A 17,262-nucleotide genomic window follows, 5' to 3' on the forward strand; every position below is an offset into this window, starting at 1 on the left:
CGGGCGGGCCGGGGCAGCGTTTCTGACTGAGCGGAGACAAGGAGAAAGACATGCCCGCCCCCGAACTTGATACCTTGCAATGGTTCAACAGCCCCGGTCCCGTCACCCTGCAGTCGTTGCGGGGCCGGGTGGTGGTGATCGAGGCGTTCCAGATGCTGTGCCCTGGGTGTGTCAGCCACGGGTTGCCGCTGGCGCAGAGGGTACGAGCCGCCTTTCCGCAGGACCGGGTGGCAGTGCTGGGCCTGCACACGGTGTTCGAGCACCATGCGGCGATGACGCCGGTGTCGCTGGAGGCGTTTTTGAAGGAATACCGGATTACCTTTCCGGTGGGCGTTGACCGCCCCGGCGAAGGGCCGCTGCCGCGCACGATGGAGGCCTACGGGATGCGCGGAACGCCGAGCCTGCTGCTGATCGGCAGGGACGGGGAGCTGCGCGCGCATCACTTCGGCGAGGTCCCGGAGCTGCGGCTGGGGGCGGAAATTGCCACGCTGATGGCGGAAGGCGTACCGGCGGCGGCGGGCACGGCGCCGGACGGGGCCGTGGACGGCTGCGGCCCGTCGGGCTGCACGGTCTGACCCGCGCCGGGCCGGGAGACATCAGGAGAACAGGGCGTTCCAGGTTTCGATCAGGCCGGGAACAGCTTCGGGCGGCAGGGCCAGAAGCAGGAGCTCCTCTTCGTGCGCCGCCGCCAGAATGCGGATTTCAGGTGACACCGGCAGCAGCGTGCAGTCCGGCTTGCGGGCAGGCATTCTGGCCGAACCCGGGCGGGCGGCGCTGGCAGCATAGGCGCTGCGGACCGCTTGCAGCTGATTGAGGAGGGGCGGGGGGCCGCCGGTGTCCGGTGCTTGCCCGCTAGGCCTGCAGTGGATCCATGCCAGCGCGTGTTTTGCGGCAGCGGCGCGGATGCTGCTGAGCGGGTTTCGGGCAGGGGCGGCGAGTGCTTCCTTCAGCATTTCCGGGGTGCAGCTCCCTGCGCCCTCCGGAGCCTTGCAGGGGCGGCGGCGGAGAGAGAACCCGGCACCTGCGGCCTCCGCCTCCAGCCTGCTCAGCCGGGCGGCAAACAGCCGGGCGGCGGCGGCGGGATCCTCCGGCGCGGCGCCCGCTTCCGCCGTGCCCTTCAGGGTGAGGCCTGCGAGCCTGCGGTGGGCGGCGATGAGAATGGCGGCGGGGGTCTGGCCGATGCAGAGGGTGATCTCGCGCGGCAGCATTGTCTCCCCGATCTCGCGCAGCACGGCGGGCAGCAGCGGTTCCCGCCCCGCGGCGGCGTGCTGTGTGCGGGCGGTCAGCGCCTGCACCGGCTGCGCCAGCTGCCGCAGCGCCTGGTGCAGCGCGTCCGGGGCGGGCTCAGCGCCCGGGATCTGGCGGGCGGGGCTTGTCATCCTGGCCCTCCGTTCAGGCTGGCCAGCAGTGTGCGGGCCGGGGCGGCGAGGCGGGCGGCGGTGTCTGCGTCGCTGCAAACGCACAGCAGCGCGTCGCCGGATCCGTCGGCCGCGCGGATGCAAAGGCGGGCTTCGCCCGGGGCAAGCATCAGGATGTCATCGGCGGGCGGGCGGGCGGCCTCCGGCCCGGCCTGCACCGCGGCGTCAAGCAGCAGGAAGCTGCGGCGGGCCTGCTGGCACAGCGCGTCGAGGTATTCCTGCGGGTGGCTGGCGGCGCTGCTGCTGCGCAGGACGATGCTGGCGCCCAGATCGCCGAAGGCCGCCAGGCGGCAGCCCTCCGCGCTTTGGCGCAGGGTGTCGAGCTGGCGGGCAAGCGTCACCTTGGGTCTCCTTTGCGGCGCAGGCAATCCGGGGCGGCAGCGGCTGGCATGGCGGTATCAGTCTCCGGCAGGCTGGGTTTCAGGGCGGACGCGGCCCGGACGCTGGCTGCGCTTGGCCGGAGGAGCCACGCGGCGCGGCATCACCCGGCTGGCGGGATCGGCGCTGCCGGCCCCCGCCTGGGCCTGCACCTGTGTCTGCGGCTGTACCTGGGTGGCGGCTTCGCGCTTGCTGCCGAAATCCAGCACTTCGGCGCGCGGTCCTCCGCCCGCCTGGGGTGCAGCTTGCGCGGCAGGCAGGGGCAGAGCAGGGGCTGCGGCCTGGACCGGGCGGCGGCCGGGCTCTTCCCAGTTCAGCAGCAGGTCCACCAGATATTCGACAAAGCGGTCAGCGCCGCTGGTCTTCCAGGCCTCCATATCCTCGCCCGCGGTCAGCGCCTGGCTGAGCGACAGCGGGAAGATGGCGTTGAAGGCATCGCCGGTTTCGTTTTGCACGCGGCGCAGCACGCGGTCCCGGTCGCGGGGATTGCGGAGCTTGTCGAAGTGGGTGATCAGCAGGGTGCTGGGGCCGCTGATACGGCTGGAAATCTCCTCCCACGCCGCGGCCTCGGACTGGCGCCAGGCCTGGGTGGCGTGGGTGCACCAGATAACGCTGTCGGCTTCGGGCAGCAGGTTTTGCCAGACACTGGCGGGCATGTTGGGGTCGGAAATGCCCGGCATGTCGATCAGGTCGCACAGCTCCAGCGCCTCGGCGGGCAGGGTCAGGCGGATCAAAGCGGTGCTCTCCAGCGGCGCATCAGCGATGTCTTCGAGCGGCACCGGAGTATCGCTGCCATCGGTGCCGATGATGCGGGCACCTTCGGCCCCGTGCGAAAGCCAGACCGGGGGCAAGCGGGTAGCGGTGACGCGGGTGGGCAGCGGGGCGCGGCCGGCCAGCAGGTTGGTGAGCGTGCTTTTGCCGGCGCTGAATTCACCCATCAAGGCCAGGCGCGGCTTGCGCGCCGGGGCCGCTTCCGGGGCGAGGGGGGCGGTGATGGCGGTTTGATAGGTCATGCGGTGAAGCTCCTGAGGGTTTCCAAGGCATTGGCGGTCCGGGACTGGCGCTGGCGGGCCTCCTCGCCGGCGAACAGCGCCTGCATGTCGCCGCCGCCGCGGCTGCAGTCAGCGATTTCCAGCAGGATGTCGCGCTGTTCGTCCAGGAAGGCCTGCAGCCGGGCGAGGATTGCGGCGCTGGCCTCTGCCGTCTGCACGGTCTTGAGCTGGGTCATGAAATCTTCGGTCTCGCCCTCGATCAGGCTGCGGAACTGCTTTGCAAAGGCCTTGTAGCCGCGGGTGCGGCGCCACCAGGAGGCCCACCAGCTGTCGTTGAAATCCAGTGCAATGGACTGCGCCAGGGCGACGGGGGAGGCGGGCTGGGGCACCTCAGGCACCGCCAGCTGGATGCCCTCGACCGCCGGGCCGAAACCGTCGTAGAGCAGCTCGGCCACATCCTGCACGGCGGCCTCATAGCGGGTCTGCGCGGCGGATTGCAGGCGGCTGGCCATGACGGAATAGGCGGAGCGCAGCAGCATCCGCAGCCCGGCCGGGTCGTACTCCCAATGGCAGTCCTCGCCCCATTTCTCCAGATGGTCGATCAGCGCGTGGGTGGCGCGGTCCGTAAAGGTGGCGTGCGCCCGGTCAGCGCGGTCGCGGAAGGCGCCGAGGACGACTTCTATCTCCGCCTCCAGCGCTTGCAGATGGGTTTGGCACAGATCCTCAAAGGCGGTGCGGACGTCGTGCATGCTGGCGCCGCCGCTGCTGCCCTCGCCTTGCACAAGGACCGCGTTGGCGGCCTGCTGGCCGGTGGCGGCGGTGGTCGCGGAGGCGGCAATGCGCGCCAGCAGCGGTGTGCCGAGGTCGGCGGCGATGCGCTCGGAGACAGCGCGGTTCAGTGCCGGGATGCCCGACAGCTCCCACACCATGTTCTGGGCAGTGGCCTTGGCGTGGGAGGCGTTGACCGAAGCCTCGGCCCAGTTCAGGAGCGCGGCGGAGCTGGTTTTGTCCATGTCCTCCAGCCCGCCGGTCAGCACCTTATTGGCCCAATAGGCGCTGCCGAACAGGATCGCGGCCTCCTGCGGGCCATGGTGGTCGGCAAGGGTCTGGCGGATGCTGGCCTCAATCTCAGCGATCTGATTTGCGGGGTCGGCCAGTTCGTCGATGCGGTTGACGAAGATCACGACCTCACGCGATTTGAGGTTGGAGATCATCCGGATCAAGCCCATGTCGACCGAGGTCAGCGCCTGGCCTGCCGACAGCACCACCACGCAGATGCGGCTGTCGCGGATCGCCTGGATGGTGATTTGCTCGCGCATCATGAAGGTGTCGTTGACACCCGGCGTGTCGCGCAGGCAGAGGCGGTGCGGCACAGCCCGGCAATTGAGGTAGAGGTCGGCGGCGCGGGTTATATCGGCAAAGCGGCCCTGTTCGTCCAGCGCGCCCGGCTGCTCGTCGCCGAAGTCGTCGCCGAGGCAGATGTAGCGTTCGATCAGGTTCTTGTCGAAATAACCGTATTCGTGCTTCTGCCCCATCAGGAGCTCGAACTTGCGGCCCAGCCGCTGGCGGGAGCGCTCACGCATCTCCTCGATCTGGGTCCGGATCTTCTGCAGCTCGCTGTCCGCGCCTGCGCGGCCCGCCATCTCGCCGATGCGGCCGCCCTTGTTGAGCAGCCGGTCCCATTCCTCCTCGGTCATGAACTGGAAGCAGGCCTTGTTTTCGGTGCGGGTTTCGCCCGGCTCCAAGTGCAGCGAGGTGACAACCGAGGTCCAGGGGTTCACATCAGACGGCAGCAGGTCGGCCCAGCCCGCCATCGCGTTCACCAGAGAAGTCTTGCCGGATTTCACCTGCCCCAGCAGCGTGACGCTGGGTTCAAAGGCGCCGAGCTCCGCCTGCAGGCGGGTCAGGCTGCGCCGGACGCGCTCGCCCGACACACCGGCAAGGGCGGCCAGCGCGGTGTCCAGCCGCTGCGCCTTGCGGGCGAAGGCCGCCAGCGGCTCCAGCCCGGCGTTCAGGTTGGTCGGCCGCGCAGAGGCGCGGATATCGGTGGCACTCTCGATCTGGGCTTCCATGTTCATGGTTGGGTCTTCTGTTCCTGCATTGGCTTGTTTTTGGGCGCGTTTCCGGGCGGTTTTATCCGGGCGGGTCTTCGGCAAGCTCCTTTTTCAGCTGGAAAAGCAGCGTCACCGCGTCGATTGCCGCGTCTTCGTCCTGTTCCAGCTGACACAGCATCAGGAGCTCCTCGCCGTCCTGGGCGGCCTCTTTTGCAGCCGTCAACGCGGCGCTGCCGGGCAGGGCCTCCAGCGAGGCAGACAGGCCGCGGATCAGATCCATGCATTGTGCCAGAACGGGTCCCGCCTGCGGGCCGCCGGCCGCTTCGGCCTGGGCCAGCATGTCCTCGGCGCCGGTTTGCAGCTGGTCCAGCGCGGCCGCCAGGCTGGCGGCTGGAGCTTGCTGGGTTTCAGCGGTTGCGGCTGCGGGAGCGGGTGTGTCTGCCAAGGGCTCTCCGCCGAACTGGCGGATCAGGAGCTCAGCCTGATCCGCGTCCGAGGCGCGGCCCAGGTCGATCTGGCGTTTTACATCATCCGCAAGCTGCTTGCCGCCGCTCGAGCGCCAGAGGTCTTCCGCCGGGGTGTCGGCTGCCTGCGCCGTCAGCCCCTGGATCGCGGCCACAGGGTAGACGCCAAGGAACTCCTCTGCGGCCACTGGCTCCAGCGCCTCGATCAGGCCGGAGAGGGCACCGCGCATGATCTGGCGGTCGGCCATGGTGAGGACCAGGAAGCTGTGGTCCTTTGTGCTGTCGGGCATGGCCGCCCACAGGGACTGATCGGCCTCCGGGAAGGTTTCGCTGCACCACAGGACGATGTCTGCCATGGCAGCGGCCTGCTGCAGTGTCTCCTGCTGGCGGGCGGGAGGGCCGGACAGCGGGATTTCGGTGTAGCTGTGGGTGCGCAGCCGCGGGTCGGGCAGAAACTGGCGCGCCCGCACCGCGCCGGGCGGCACCGCAGCGTTGGCCAGGCAGCCCGCCTGCTGCAGGCGTTCGCCCGTAGCGGTTTCAAACTCCACCTGTTCCTGCGGCCCATGGCAGATCCGGGTCAGCAGGCCGGCGGCGTTCCTGCCGGTCACCACCCGGCCCAGCAGCATGTCGATCAGCGCCGATTTTCCGCTGCCCGGTGCGCCGGTCACGGCCACCTGCACCGGCTGGCGCAGGCGCTGCAGCAGCTGGCTGCCCCAGCCGCTGACGTCCGAAGGCAGCAGGCCGGAGCTGAGGGTGTGCTCCAGCTGGCCTGCAAGCGGGGTTATGTCTCTCTGGGGCAGGCTCACACCGGTGCATCCGTCTTGTTGCGGCTGGCGGCGGGCGCGGCGGACCACGTCGCAGAGGCCAGCAGGGTGATCACGCGGCGGCCGGCGCGGGGGCGGGGCGCTGCGGGCTGCTGCTGCTGCGCTGCGGGCTGTGCCGGGGCCGGGTCCGCGGCGTGCGGGTCGAAAGGCTTGATGACGCAAAGCGCGGCGTTGTCCTGCTCCGGCGCATTCAGTTCCTCCAGCCGCTGCATCAGCACCGCGCCGATACGGGCGCTGGGGCTGCGGCATTCGGCGGCCAGCACGGCAGCGATGTCTGCCTCGGGCAGGAATTGCAGCCCGTCGCTGGCGGCCAGCACGATATCGCCAGCCTGCAGGCGCACCGGAGCGCTGCGGCAGTCGATGCGGGGGATGCCGGCGCCGGTCAGCACCGAGGTGACGCAGTGGCGGTCCGGGTGGCTGGCGGCCTCTGCCGGGTCCATGCGCCCTTCGGCCACCAGGCCGTCGAACTCCGCCGCCATCGAGTGATCGGCGTTCAGACGGATCAGGCGGCCATCGCGGAACAGGTAAAGGGGCGAGTCGCCGGCCGAGATCCAGTAGAGCCGGTCGCAAAACAGCACCGGCGCCAGCAGGGTGGCACCCATGCCGCGGGCCTGGGGCTGTTGGCTGGCGTATTCGCCGAGGCAGGCGTCGGCGCCGCTGGCGGCCTGCTGCAGCACCGCGCCGATGGCCTGCTCCAGCGCCGCAGGGTCCCCGGCCTGCAGCTTCAGTTCGCTGAACACCTCGGTCACCACGATGCGGCTGGCGATGTCGCCGGCCGCGTGGCCGCCCATGCCGTCGGCCAGCACCGCAAAGCCGGTGCCGGTGCCGGCCGGAAAATCGGCGGCAACCGCATCCTCCTGGCGCTCGCGGCGGCCCTGGCTGATGGCCGTCGCGGCGTCATACTCGACCTCAGCGGAGCGCAGCATCTGCGGTATCGCTCTGTTGCGGCTGGTCCCAGCCGAAGTCCGCGCCGCACAGCGGCACGAAACGCAGTGTGGTTTCGCCGATCCGGATCACGTCGCCCGCCGACAGCTCCTCGGTGCTGAGCACGGGGCGGCCGTTGCGGCGCACCAGGTTGGCCTTGCCGCCGTGGCCGATGAAGAAGGCTTTCTGCTCCGGGTCAAAGGCGATCGCGGCGTGGTTGTCGCGGGAGATGCTGTTGTCGCCGAAGTCCAGCCGCACGGTCTGGTCCTCGCCGCGGCCAATGACCGTCACGCCGCTGAACAGGGTGAAGGCCGCGCCGCGGCCCGGGCCCTGCACGATGGCGAGCCAGCCGACCGGGAACTGGGTGTAGCCGGGTGCCGTGCTTTCCGAGCTGCGGGCGAAGGGGTCGCTCCCGGCCGCCTGGGCCGGGCTGAACCCCAGAAGGCGGGTCTTGACGCGGCCCGCGCGGCTGGCGCCGCGGCCCATCGAGGGCGCGGGCACGTCGATGTGTGCGGCGGCGGGGGCCTGCGGCGCGGCTGCTGGCGGGGCTTCCGGTGCAGGCTGAGGCTCTGGAGCGGGCGCAGCTTGACGGGCAGGGGGTTCAGGCTGGAGAATACTGGCCTGCTGAGTGTCCTGCGTGCGGGCAAGCTCTAGTTCAGGCTGCAGTGCCGGGGCAGGGGCCGCGGGCGCGGGTTCGCCGTCGTCGGCCCCGGTGTCCAGTTCCCGCCCGGCGGCGTTGCTGCGCGTGAAGATCCGGTAGGGCTTGGCGGTGTCCTCTGCCGGCTCCGGCGGTTGCAGGCGGCTGAAATCCGGATCGGCGTCAAAAGGATCCGCCGCATCTTCCTCCACTTCTACTTCATCTTCCTCCGCTTCTGCTTCCTGCCGGGCATAGAAGTCCTCTTCCGGCGCTTCCACAGGCTCCAAATGCGTGCGGTCATCGTCCGGGGTGTCGAAGAAGGCGGCAGTGTCCGGGTACTCTTGTGCTGCGGGCTCGGCGGCCTGCGGCTGTTCACGGGCGAAAAAGGCGGCAATGGCGTCCTCGTCCGGCGCAGCCGCAGTCAAACCATCCAGGCCATCCTCCGGATCCACTTGCGGAAGAGGCGCCGGCGCCGGCTGCAAAGCGCCAAACTCCTCCGGCAGGCCTGCAGCCGCGGCAGGCGCCGGGTCTGCAGCCGGGTCCGGGTCCAGCCGGAAGCCGTGGCCGAGGCTGAGGGGAGCGCTGCTGCAGGTATCCTCCGCGGGCGGCTGCACGGGTTCCGCGATGGCCGTGGTTGGGCCGTCCAGGCGGACCCGTTCCCGCTTTTCACCGATGATATCCTTGATGAACTTCATACCCATTCCCTTCAATTCTTAACCGTTTGCGGGCTGCTGGCCTGCCGCCCGAAGAGCCTGCGCAGGCGGCTGGCGAAGGCTGGCTTGTCCTGGCGCAGTCCTAATGCCGGGTCCGCCGGATCGCTGAGCGGCACAGGGGCTGCGGCAGGCGGCTGCTGCGCAACCGGGGCGATTTTCTTGCGCCAGGCGATTGCGTCCTCTTCTTCCAGCCAGGCCTCCAGGTCGGTGACCGGCTCGCCGAAGATGTTGACCAGCGGGCGGCGGGGCTCTGACGGCGGGGCGGCAGGCGGGGTCTGCGTCTGGCGGGCAGAGCGGGGCAGGCGCGGCGTGAGGCTGCCGTTGGTCTTGGCAACCAGCTCGGCAATGGCCGTGACGAGACTGCCGCCGTCTCCGGCGGATACGGCCGCGGCCGTATCGGCTTGCTGGATTGCGCTGTCCTGCGGCGCGTCTTCCTCTGCCAGCGCATCCGCCCAGTCGCGCGCGCTCTGGAACCGTTCCGCCGGAAGCACCGACATTGCCATGTCCACGGTTGCCAGCAGCGCCGGATCAGCGGTCCACGGCCCGCCCAAGAGCGGGCGGCAGGGGTCAGGGGTGCCCCCCATCAGCGCCGCCAGACGCTGCTGGCTGGAGGCGGGAGGGGCGCCGGTGATCAAGTAGTAGAGCGTCGCGCCAAGGGCGTAGAGATCACAGGCGGGGCGCTGGGGCAGATCGGGGCTGTAGAGCTCATGGGCGGAATAACCGTCCTTGACCGCCAGCAGCATCGGCAGCGCGGTGCCGTCATCGGGCGTGCTGCCGCAGGCGGCGCCGAAATCTATCAGCGTCACGGTGCCATCCTTGCCCAGCAGGATGTTGTCCGGCGAGATATCGCGGTGCAGGACGCCCAGCCGGTGCAGACAGTCCAGCGCCTCCAGCGATTGGTCGAGGATCTGGCGCAGAACCGGCCCGGTCAGCCGCTCCGGCTGCTCCTCGCGGATGGTCAACAGGTCCAGCCCGTCGATGAACTCCATCGCAATGTAGGCGGTCTGGTTCTCCTTGAAGACCTGGTGCACTCCGACGATGGCCGGGTGGCGCGCACGCGCCAGCAGATGCGCCTCGCGCAGGAAGGCGCGCAGCACGTTGCGGCAGGATTTGGCGTGTTCGGGGGCGCTGGGTTCCACATCGGTGCCGGCGCGGCGGCAGAGACCCGCGGGGAAGCATTCCTTGAGGACGACGCGCCGCTCCAGGCTGTCGCGGGCTAGGTAGGTGATCCCGAAGCCGCCGCTGATCAGCGGCCGCTCGATCTGGTACTGGCCCTGCAGCAGTTTGAAGCCGCTGGGCAGTTCGCAGGCCGGCGCCGGATCGGCGGAATGAGTGTCGTGCGGCACAGCGTCAGTCCCTCGTGGCAGTGCAGGATCCGGCCGGATGGCGCGGAGTTGCCTTCACGCTGAAAGCCAAATGCGGAATGTTCGCGGCGCTATCCGGGCAATTGCGGCAGAACTGCCCGATTTTGGCCGCATTTGCCGGGAAAGGGCTGTAAACATTGGGTTAAGGGGCGGCCGGCGACTTGCGTTGAAGTTAGTTAAACTGGCACCCAATACGGTGGAAAACACGGCTGGCAGGCAGCACGGTTTGACAAGGCCGGGCAAGCGGCGCGGCAGAGGCGCCGGATTGGGCCAATGCTGATGATCTGTGCGGTCAACGGTTCCTAAAGCGTTGCAAAAATTTGCTTTTCCACTTCTGGTGTTGCGGTGGAAGCCCATTGATTCGGCTAAGGCGAGCGCTATAGTGCTGCTGATAAGGGGAACGGTTCCGTGGCAGACGTCCAATATCAGAACTTGCGTGTCAGGCTGCGCGGGGACACGCGGCAATGCCATGTGGCCTTGGATGATCATGTGACCCGGCTGGACCGGCAGGGCGCTGAGGGCTATGCGCGCTTTCTGCTGCTGCAGTGGCGGCTGTTTGCGGCGCTGGAGCCAGTGAGCCGTGACGCGGCCTGCGCGCCGGTCATCCGCGATTTGAAGCAGCGGTCAGGAGCGGACCTGGAGCGGCTGGACCGCGCCGCACCGGTGCCTGCGCTGCCGCTGATGCCGCATCCGCTGGCTGTGGATTACCTGGTCTCAGGCTCGCGCCTGGGCGCGCAGGTGCTGCGCAAGCGCTGGCTGGACCGCGATTTGCCGGAGGTTTCCAGTGCCTGCGCCTATCTGTCGGCCCCGTCCTATGCAGAAAACTGGCGCGGGTTCGTGGCCCGGGCGGAAAAGCTGCCGGGCGAGGGCGCCGCGGCTGACCGGATTGTCAAAGATTGTACCCGGCTGTTCGAATTTTGCTTAGAATGTTTTGCTGCTGAGTCGGCTATTGGGAGGGCGGTTCATGCCTGACAACACATCCGGCGCTGCCAAGGCGCAGGTGGATCTGACCACATGCGATCAGGAACCGATCCACATCATCGGCCATGTGCAGAGTTTCGGCTGCCTGATTGCAGTCTCCGCCGACTGGATCATCGCCCATGCTTCTGCCAACTGCGGCGAAGTCCTGGGGTTTGACGATTCCGGGCTGGCGGGGCGGCCGGTGACCGATATCCTTAGCCCGCAGGCCTTGCACGACCTGCGCACGCGGATGCAGATGCTGCGGATGCAGCAAGGCGCTGTGCGGGTTTTCGGCTATGACCTGCGCGGCGACGGGCAGCTGTTTGACGTGTCCATCCACATGTCCGGGCGGCTGTTTGTGCTGGAGTTCGAACGCCGGGGAGCGGATGCCGGGGATGTGCATGATCCGGGCCTCGTGCAGGCGCTGATTGGCCGGATGCAGCGTTTTGACGAGCTGGAAGGAATGGCCCAGGAAGCCGCGCGGGGCCTTAAGGCGCTGAGCGGCTTCAGCCGGGTCATGGTCTACAAGTTCGAGGAAGACGGCAGCGGCACCGTTATTGCGGAGGCCCGCGATTCCGGAATGGAGCCGTTTCTGGGCCTGCGCTATCCGGCCAGCGACATCCCCAAGCAGGCGCGGGCGCTGTATGTGCGCAGCCTTTTGCGGATCATTCCCGACGCCGCGGCGCCGGTCTATCCTGTGCTGCCGGAAACAGATCCCAACGGCACCCCGCTGGACCTGTCGCTGGCGGTGACCCGGGCGGTCTCTCCGATCCATCTGGAGTACCTGAAGAACATGGGGGTTGCGGCCTCGATGTCGGTCTCCATCCTGCGCAACGGCCAATTGTGGGGGCTGTTTGCCTGCCATAATGACAGCCCGTGTTACCTCAGTTATGAAAAGCGCACCTCGGTTGAGCTGTTCGCGCAGCTGTTCAATTATGAGCTTGCGCAGATGGAAATGACCGAGGAACTGGGCGATATTGACCGCTCCCGGGCGCTGCACGACCATCTGATGCCGCAGCTTTCAAGCGGTTGCAGCCTGTTTGAAGCCTTTGACGAACTCTGCACCGGCATCGGGGAAGTCATCCCGTTTGATGGTGCTGCGATTTACTCGGACGGCGAGTACAAATCCATCGGCTCCGCCCCGGCAGAGGAAGAGTTCCTGGGGCTGGTGCGGTTTCTGAACACAACGCCGCCCGGGCAGGTCTACTCCAACAGCAACCTGATTGCGCGCTATCCCGGCACCGACGGGTTTTCGGACCGGGTGGCAGGACTGCTGGCGATCCCTGTCTCGCGGACACCGCGGGACTATTTCGTTCTGTTCCGGCGCGAAGTGGTCAAATCAGTGACCTGGGCCGGAAATCCCGAGAAACCCGCCGAACCGGGCCCCAATGGTCTGCGCCTGACGCCGCGCAAAAGCTTTGAGGCCTGGCAGGAGGTGGCGCGCGGCCATTGCCAGCCCTGGAAACAGCGCGAACAGCGCACCGCCGAAGCACTGCGCACAACCCTGATCGAAGTGGTGTTGAAGCTGGCGGATGAAAACAATGCCGCCCGCAAGCGGGCCCAGGACCAGCAGGAACTGCTGATCGCGGAACTGAACCACCGGGTGCGCAACATCCTGAACCTGATCCGCGGGCTGGTGTCGCAAGGCAAGGAGTCGGTGAAGTCCGCCGACGCCTTTGGTGAAGTGCTGGACGCGCGCATTCACGCGCTGGCACGGGCGCATGACCAGCTGACCGGGTCGGAGTGGGACTGGAATACTCTGCACGGGCTGATCGGGACGGAAACCGAGGCTTTTCTGGCCGGCAAAAGCAGCCGCGTGTCAATTGATGGCGACGCGCTGGAATTGTCGCCGGCGGCCTTCACCTGCATGGCGCTGGTCATACATGAGCTGGTGACAAATTCGGTCAAATACGGCGCGCTCAGCGATTCCTCCGGCCGGGTGGAGATCCGCACCGCCCTGAACGCCGATGGCACCGCTGCTCTCAACTGGTGCGAGCACGACGGCCCGCCGGTGAAGGCGCCGGAGCGCAGGGGCTTTGGCACCACGCTCATTGAGCAATCCGTGCCGTTTGAGCTGAAGGGGCGGGCGGACGTGAAGTACCGCGTCACCGGGCTGGAGGCAGGCTTTGTGCTGCCGGCCCGCCATGTGCGGAAAGCGGAAAAGCCTGAGGCTGCAATGCCGGCAGCGGCGGCGCAGAAGTCAGGGGTGGTGCGGCACCTGTCCGGCGGCGCGCTGGTGCTTGAGGACAATATGATCATCGCGATGGATGCCGCGGACATGCTGACCCAGCTGGGCGCCGAAAAGGTGGAGACATGCAGCGGGGTGACCACCGCATTGAACCTGCTGGCGCAAGGCGGCACTCAGTTTGTGCTGGCGGACATGAACCTGGGGTCCGAAACCTCGCTGCCGGTGGTGGAGAAGTGCCGGGAACTGGGCATCCCGGTGGTGCTGGCCACGGGATATGGCGAAACCGAAGATGTCATCACGCGCTTCCCGGGCCTGAAAATCCTGAAAAAGCCCTATACGGTTGAACAGCTGAGCGGGGTTCTGGAGGCGATGCCCCCAGCAGGCGGCGGCGGCTGACCGCCGGGCGCGGGCTGCGGATCCATCTAAATCGAACAGGCCCGCCGGGGAGTACCGGCGGGCCTGTTCGTCCGCGGCTTGCGGCGCTTTCCCGGGTCAGGCCACGTCGCGGAAGTTTATCACGCGGTGGATGCCGACGTCCGGTTCGCTCACGTCGTCGCGCATCGCGGCGTTAAGCATTTTCAGCCCGACCAGGATCGGGTTGGAATCCGAGGCCCAGATCGCCGCCTCGCGCGGGGTCAGTTGCAGCAGGGTGACCTTGGGATCCTCGCGGCCCTTCTCGAACCACGCGGCCACCGGCGGGCTCCACAGGCTGTCGAGCTTCTCGTCGCTTTCGTAGACCACGATCGGCCCCTTGACCGAGGCGTGGTAGTCGCCCTTTTGGGACTGATAGGCAAAAGTGGCCTCGGCGCCCAGCCCCACTGCGGCCACCAGATCGGTGTCAGCGGAGGTGATGAACCATATCTCGCCGCTGTCGGGGTCGGCAAAGTGGCTCATCGGCTGCGGGTGCTGGCTGCTGCCGTCCACCGACAGCATGCCGGTGCGGGTGTCCTCCAGGCGTTTCCAAAGCTGGGCGGCGGCGTCTGCGTCACTGTCAGGTCTGCGGGCCATGTTAAATGCTCTCCAGCATCCGGTCCACGGTCTGGCGGACGTCGTCCTTGGTTTTGCCAAGCCGCTGTTCCAGCAGCCCTTCGAGCTTCTGGCGTTCGCCCTTGGTTTCTTCCAGCTCGTCGTCGGTCAGCTCGCCGTAGGTTTCCCGCAGGCGGCCCTTGAGCTCGGTCCATTTACCGGTGATGCGGTCGTCGTCCATGTCGTGTCCTCCTTGGGAAATTGCGGTGGGCCGCCGCGTCGCGGCGGCGGCAAAGGGAGAACGCGGGGGAGGCTGCGAAGTTCCGTTTTTTCCTAGTATCTTTGCAACCCGGCCGGGAGGAGCCGCGGAATGGCTGATTACCAGACCAATTCCGGCAGCACGGCGCACTGCCGCCGGGGAAGGGGCAGTTATTCGCCCAAAAGCTGCATTACCGTGTCCAGATGCGGGGTTGCAAATGGGCGGCTAAGCATCGGCAGGGCCTTCAGTTCCGGCTCTGTGGTGTCGCCATTGATCAGAATGATGCGCCACTCCGTGGCCATGGCCGACTGCAGCCAGTCGCGTGCCTCCGGATCGCTGAGCGGGAAGCCGAAGAACACCATGTGAGGCACGCGCGCGGTGAATTCCAGCGGGTTGGCGAGACCATCCAGGCGGGTCTCGCTGCTGACCGCCGGATACCCCCGCCGCAGCAGGTAGTCGCTGATGTCCGCGGCTTCCAGTGCGTGTGGGGTCAGGATCAGAACGGGGGCGTTTGCGCCGGCGGCTTTAGGGCTCATTGGTCTTCCTCAAAATTTTTTGAACGCGAGGAATGGCACCTTTGCGCGTTGGCGCGCATTAAACTGTGACATATCAGAGGGGTGAAAATTCAGCGGGCGGCGACGGTGCGTCCCGGGCCCGTGCGGTTACGCTCTTGCACCGGCAGTTTGCTGCGGCAAAGACTGGTCACGTCCCGGTTTCCATGTGCGGGGCATGTATTTCATCGGGAGGATGCGGAATTGAACCGCGACATGACATGTTTGGCCCCGCGAGGTGGGCGCCGGTCCGGGGCGCGCCGGGCGCTGCTGGCGGGTTTGCATTTATTAATCCTGCTGGCGGCGCTGTGCCTTGGCGGCACCGGCGCTCAGGCACAGACTGCGGCGGATCCGGTGCAGACCGATGGCCGGATCGAAGTGGGAGAGGCGGCTGTTCGCGACAGTGAGATCCTGAGCCGGATCGAGAAGCTGCTGGCGGAAATCGAGGGATACGGGTCGGTGACCGTGTCTGTCTCCGGAGGCGTGGTCCGCATCACCGGCGAGGTGATCGACAACGCCGCCCAGGACCGGCTGACGCAGATCATCAACCGGGTTGCCGGGGTGGTGGCGATCGAAAATGAGACCCAGATCAGCGGCACCCTGGAGGAGCGGCTGGCCCCGGCCATGGAACGGATTGCCGCCCGGACCCGTAACCTGCTGGCAAACGGGCCGATCTTTCTGGTGGCGCTGGCCGCCTTTGCGGCGGTGGCGGCGGGCGGCTGGCTGCTGACCACGCGGATCGGCATCTGGACCCGGCTGGCGCCCAATGCCTTCATCGCCGATGTCTACCGGGCTGTGGCGCGGATCCTGTTCATTCTGACCGGGCTGGTGCTGGCACTCGACATCCTGAATGCCACTGCGTTGATCGGCGCGGTGCTGGGGGCGGCGGGGGTGGTCGGCCTGGCGCTCGGCTTTGCGGTGCGGGACACTGTGGAGAATTTCATCGCCTCGATCCTGCTCAGCCTGCGGCAGCCGTTCCGGCCCAATGATTTTGTCGATATCCAGGGCGACCAGGGCACCGTCGCGCGGCTGACCTCGCGCGCGACCATCCTGATTTCGCCCGAGGGCAACCACATCCGTATTCCCAACGCCACGGTGTTCAAGGGCCGCATCGTCAATTTCACCCGCGATCCGCGGCGGCGCTTCGGCTTTGATCTTGGCGTGGATGCGGACGCGGATCTGGCGGCGGCCCTGTCCACCGCCGTTGCCGCGCTGGAGGCGCAGCCCTTTGTGCTGGAGGATCCGGAGGTCGGCGCCTGGATCAGCGAAGTCGGGGATTCCAACGTGATCCTGACCTTCACAGGCTGGGTGGACCAGACCCGGGTGGACTTCGCCAAGGCGCGCGGCGAAGCGATCCGGGCCGCCAAGATGGCGCTGGAAGGGGCGGGCTTTGGCCTGCCGGAGCCGATCTACAGGGTCCGGCTGGACAGCGCGCCCGTGGTAGAGGACGCCCGGGCCAAGGAAGCCCCGGCCGAACCTGGAACGCGGGAAACAGCCAGCGCCGAATTGCCGGAAGCGGCCGACCCGGAGCGGGCGGAGCTGGCGGTTGCCGGAGCGGCTGAGCGGGAGCGCGAAGGGCTGGACGGCGGCGAAAACCTGCTGGACGCCGAGCAAAAGGCGGAGTGAGGCGGCCGCAATGGGCTTGCCTGGGCAAGAAACCGGCCCGGCTTTACAGAGCCGGGCCGGGACATTTCAAAGACGGCAGTGTTAAATTTTTGCCGCGGAGGACCGCGGGCCTGCGATCAGCCAGGCAATGAAGCCCAGCACCGGCAGGATCAGGATAACGAGCACCCATACGATCTTGGCCGCGGTGGAGGCCCCGGATCCCAGGACCTGAATGATTGCGTAAATGTCGGCAGCCAGAACGAGAAGGCCAATCAGTCCATATTCCATCGTGTTTCCCCTTGGGCTTGATGATCTGAATACTCAACGCGCACAGCCGTAGATTGTTCCGAATTTAATCCAAACGGCTGGACCGCAGGGGCCGCTGCTCCAGACTCAGGGCTGTATGCCTCAGGCGATGCCAGAACATAAAAAAAAGCGCAGCGGGCTGCGCTGCGCTTTTTAAATCTGCCGAAAGTCAGGATCAGCTATCGTCCTTGGCATCTTCTTCCGGGCTTTGAATGTCGACGGTCGGGACAGTCACAGTCACGTCCTTGGAACCGGTTTCGATATCGCCGACATCAGCGTCGAATTCAGGCATCTGGCCGCCTTCAACGCTGACATCGACGTCGGGCAGGCGGGCTTCTTCGGTCTGATCAATGTCGATCATGTAAACAGCAAAAAGCAGCACAACAATGCCGGCCACCGCGGCGAAGATATAGGAGGGTTTCATAGTACTGTCCTTTCGGGTTGCTTCAGCCGGTCAACGCGCCTGTGTCCGAATTTGTTCCCGTGCTGTCTGCGGCCGTTGTTGGCATTTCCTAAGGTGTGTCTCTTCAAGGCGTTGATTATAAAGGAAACATTTTTTCACCCGACCGAGGATATGCCGCGGTATTTTGCAGGGTTCGCAAGCCGGCGCCGCGGTCCCAAGGCGGAAGTTCGCCGCCCGACTGGTTTAGTATGACGGC

The 17,262-nt window shown here is 67.0% G+C and carries 17 protein-coding genes; 4 read left to right on the top strand and 13 right to left on the bottom strand.

The window, feature by feature from the left end:
- Positions 1 to 50: 50 nt before the first annotated feature.
- Complete coding sequence (locus AC4HIX_RS15870; RefSeq protein ID WP_490399687.1) at positions 51 to 575, top strand: redoxin domain-containing protein; 525 nt, start codon at positions 51 to 53, stop codon at positions 573 to 575.
- A 21-nt stretch (positions 576 to 596) separates the two neighbouring features.
- On the opposite strand, the gene AC4HIX_RS15875 is transcribed toward AC4HIX_RS15870, so the two are convergent.
- The 8 genes from AC4HIX_RS15875 to AC4HIX_RS15910 are packed head-to-tail and all read right to left on the bottom strand — an operon-like array spanning position 597 to position 9,750.
- Positions 597 to 1,379: a hypothetical protein gene (locus tag AC4HIX_RS15875; protein ID WP_490399688.1), complete on the bottom strand. Its 783-nt coding sequence runs from the start codon at positions 1,377 to 1,379 to the stop codon at positions 597 to 599.
- Entirely contained in the window at positions 1,376 to 1,759 is a 384-nt protein-coding gene (locus AC4HIX_RS15880) for a hypothetical protein (protein ID WP_490399689.1), read from the bottom strand. The genes AC4HIX_RS15875 and AC4HIX_RS15880 overlap by 4 nt, the downstream gene beginning before the upstream one ends.
- Before the next feature lie 57 nt (positions 1,760 to 1,816).
- Positions 1,817 to 2,809 (bottom strand): dynamin family protein, encoded by a 993-nt coding sequence (locus AC4HIX_RS15885; protein ID WP_490399690.1) that lies wholly within the window; start codon positions 2,807 to 2,809, stop codon positions 1,817 to 1,819.
- A complete protein-coding gene (locus AC4HIX_RS15890; RefSeq protein ID WP_490399691.1) occupies positions 2,806 to 4,866 on the bottom strand; it encodes a dynamin family protein in 2,061 nt (686 codons plus the stop codon). Before AC4HIX_RS15890 ends, AC4HIX_RS15885 begins: the two co-directional genes overlap by 4 nt.
- Before the next feature lie 55 nt (positions 4,867 to 4,921).
- On the bottom strand, positions 4,922 to 6,112 hold the full coding sequence (locus AC4HIX_RS15895) for a hypothetical protein (RefSeq protein WP_490399692.1): 1,191 nt from the start codon (positions 6,110 to 6,112) through the stop codon (positions 4,922 to 4,924).
- Entirely contained in the window at positions 6,109 to 7,056 is a 948-nt protein-coding gene (locus AC4HIX_RS15900) for a PP2C family protein-serine/threonine phosphatase (RefSeq protein ID WP_490399693.1), read from the bottom strand. The genes AC4HIX_RS15895 and AC4HIX_RS15900 overlap by 4 nt, the downstream gene beginning before the upstream one ends.
- The gene (locus tag AC4HIX_RS15905) at positions 7,040 to 8,386 is read right to left on the bottom strand and encodes an FHA domain-containing protein (protein WP_490399694.1); all 1,347 of its coding nucleotides are present in this window, start codon (positions 8,384 to 8,386) and stop codon (positions 7,040 to 7,042) included. The genes AC4HIX_RS15900 and AC4HIX_RS15905 overlap by 17 nt, the downstream gene beginning before the upstream one ends.
- Before the next feature lie 11 nt (positions 8,387 to 8,397).
- On the bottom strand, positions 8,398 to 9,750 hold the full coding sequence (locus tag AC4HIX_RS15910; RefSeq protein WP_490399695.1) for a serine/threonine protein kinase: 1,353 nt from the start codon (positions 9,748 to 9,750) through the stop codon (positions 8,398 to 8,400).
- A gap of 426 nt (positions 9,751 to 10,176) precedes the next feature.
- Between AC4HIX_RS15910 and AC4HIX_RS15915 the strand changes: the two genes are divergently transcribed.
- Complete coding sequence (locus AC4HIX_RS15915) at positions 10,177 to 10,740, top strand: biliverdin-producing heme oxygenase (RefSeq protein WP_490399696.1); 564 nt, start codon at positions 10,177 to 10,179, stop codon at positions 10,738 to 10,740.
- Positions 10,733 to 13,312 (top strand): HWE histidine kinase domain-containing protein, encoded by a 2,580-nt coding sequence (locus tag AC4HIX_RS15920; RefSeq protein WP_490399697.1) that lies wholly within the window; start codon positions 10,733 to 10,735, stop codon positions 13,310 to 13,312. The genes AC4HIX_RS15915 and AC4HIX_RS15920 overlap by 8 nt, the downstream gene beginning before the upstream one ends.
- 96 nt (positions 13,313 to 13,408) lie before the next feature.
- Here AC4HIX_RS15920 and AC4HIX_RS15925 read toward each other — a convergent pair whose 3' ends face one another.
- The 3 genes from AC4HIX_RS15925 to AC4HIX_RS15935 all read right to left on the bottom strand — a co-directional run bounded on the left by AC4HIX_RS15925 (position 13,409) and on the right by AC4HIX_RS15935 (position 14,677).
- Complete coding sequence (locus tag AC4HIX_RS15925) at positions 13,409 to 13,924, bottom strand: pyridoxamine 5'-phosphate oxidase family protein (RefSeq protein WP_475054422.1); 516 nt, start codon at positions 13,922 to 13,924, stop codon at positions 13,409 to 13,411.
- Position 13,925: 1 nt separating this feature from the next.
- Positions 13,926 to 14,123 carry a CsbD family protein gene (locus AC4HIX_RS15930; protein WP_475054424.1) on the bottom strand — a complete coding sequence of 66 codons (198 nt, stop codon included), beginning with the start codon at positions 14,121 to 14,123 and terminating at the stop codon, positions 13,926 to 13,928.
- 188 nt (positions 14,124 to 14,311) lie between these two features.
- Positions 14,312 to 14,677 carry a hypothetical protein gene (locus tag AC4HIX_RS15935; RefSeq protein ID WP_490399698.1) on the bottom strand — a complete coding sequence of 122 codons (366 nt, stop codon included), beginning with the start codon at positions 14,675 to 14,677 and terminating at the stop codon, positions 14,312 to 14,314.
- 294 nt (positions 14,678 to 14,971) lie between these two features.
- On the opposite strand from AC4HIX_RS15935, the gene AC4HIX_RS15940 reads away from it, so the two are divergent.
- Positions 14,972 to 16,318 (top strand): mechanosensitive ion channel family protein, encoded by a 1,347-nt coding sequence (locus AC4HIX_RS15940; protein WP_490399699.1) that lies wholly within the window; start codon positions 14,972 to 14,974, stop codon positions 16,316 to 16,318.
- Between the two features lie 81 nt (positions 16,319 to 16,399).
- On the opposite strand, the gene AC4HIX_RS15945 is transcribed toward AC4HIX_RS15940, so the two are convergent.
- Positions 16,400 to 16,585 carry a PLDc N-terminal domain-containing protein gene (locus tag AC4HIX_RS15945; RefSeq protein ID WP_475054430.1) on the bottom strand — a complete coding sequence of 62 codons (186 nt, stop codon included), beginning with the start codon at positions 16,583 to 16,585 and terminating at the stop codon, positions 16,400 to 16,402.
- A gap of 193 nt (positions 16,586 to 16,778) precedes the next feature.
- Positions 16,779 to 17,027 carry a hypothetical protein gene (locus AC4HIX_RS15950; protein WP_475054432.1) on the bottom strand — a complete coding sequence of 83 codons (249 nt, stop codon included), beginning with the start codon at positions 17,025 to 17,027 and terminating at the stop codon, positions 16,779 to 16,781.
- Between the last annotated feature and the right edge of the window lie 235 nt (positions 17,028 to 17,262).

This window comes from Leisingera sp., assembly GCF_982940295.1.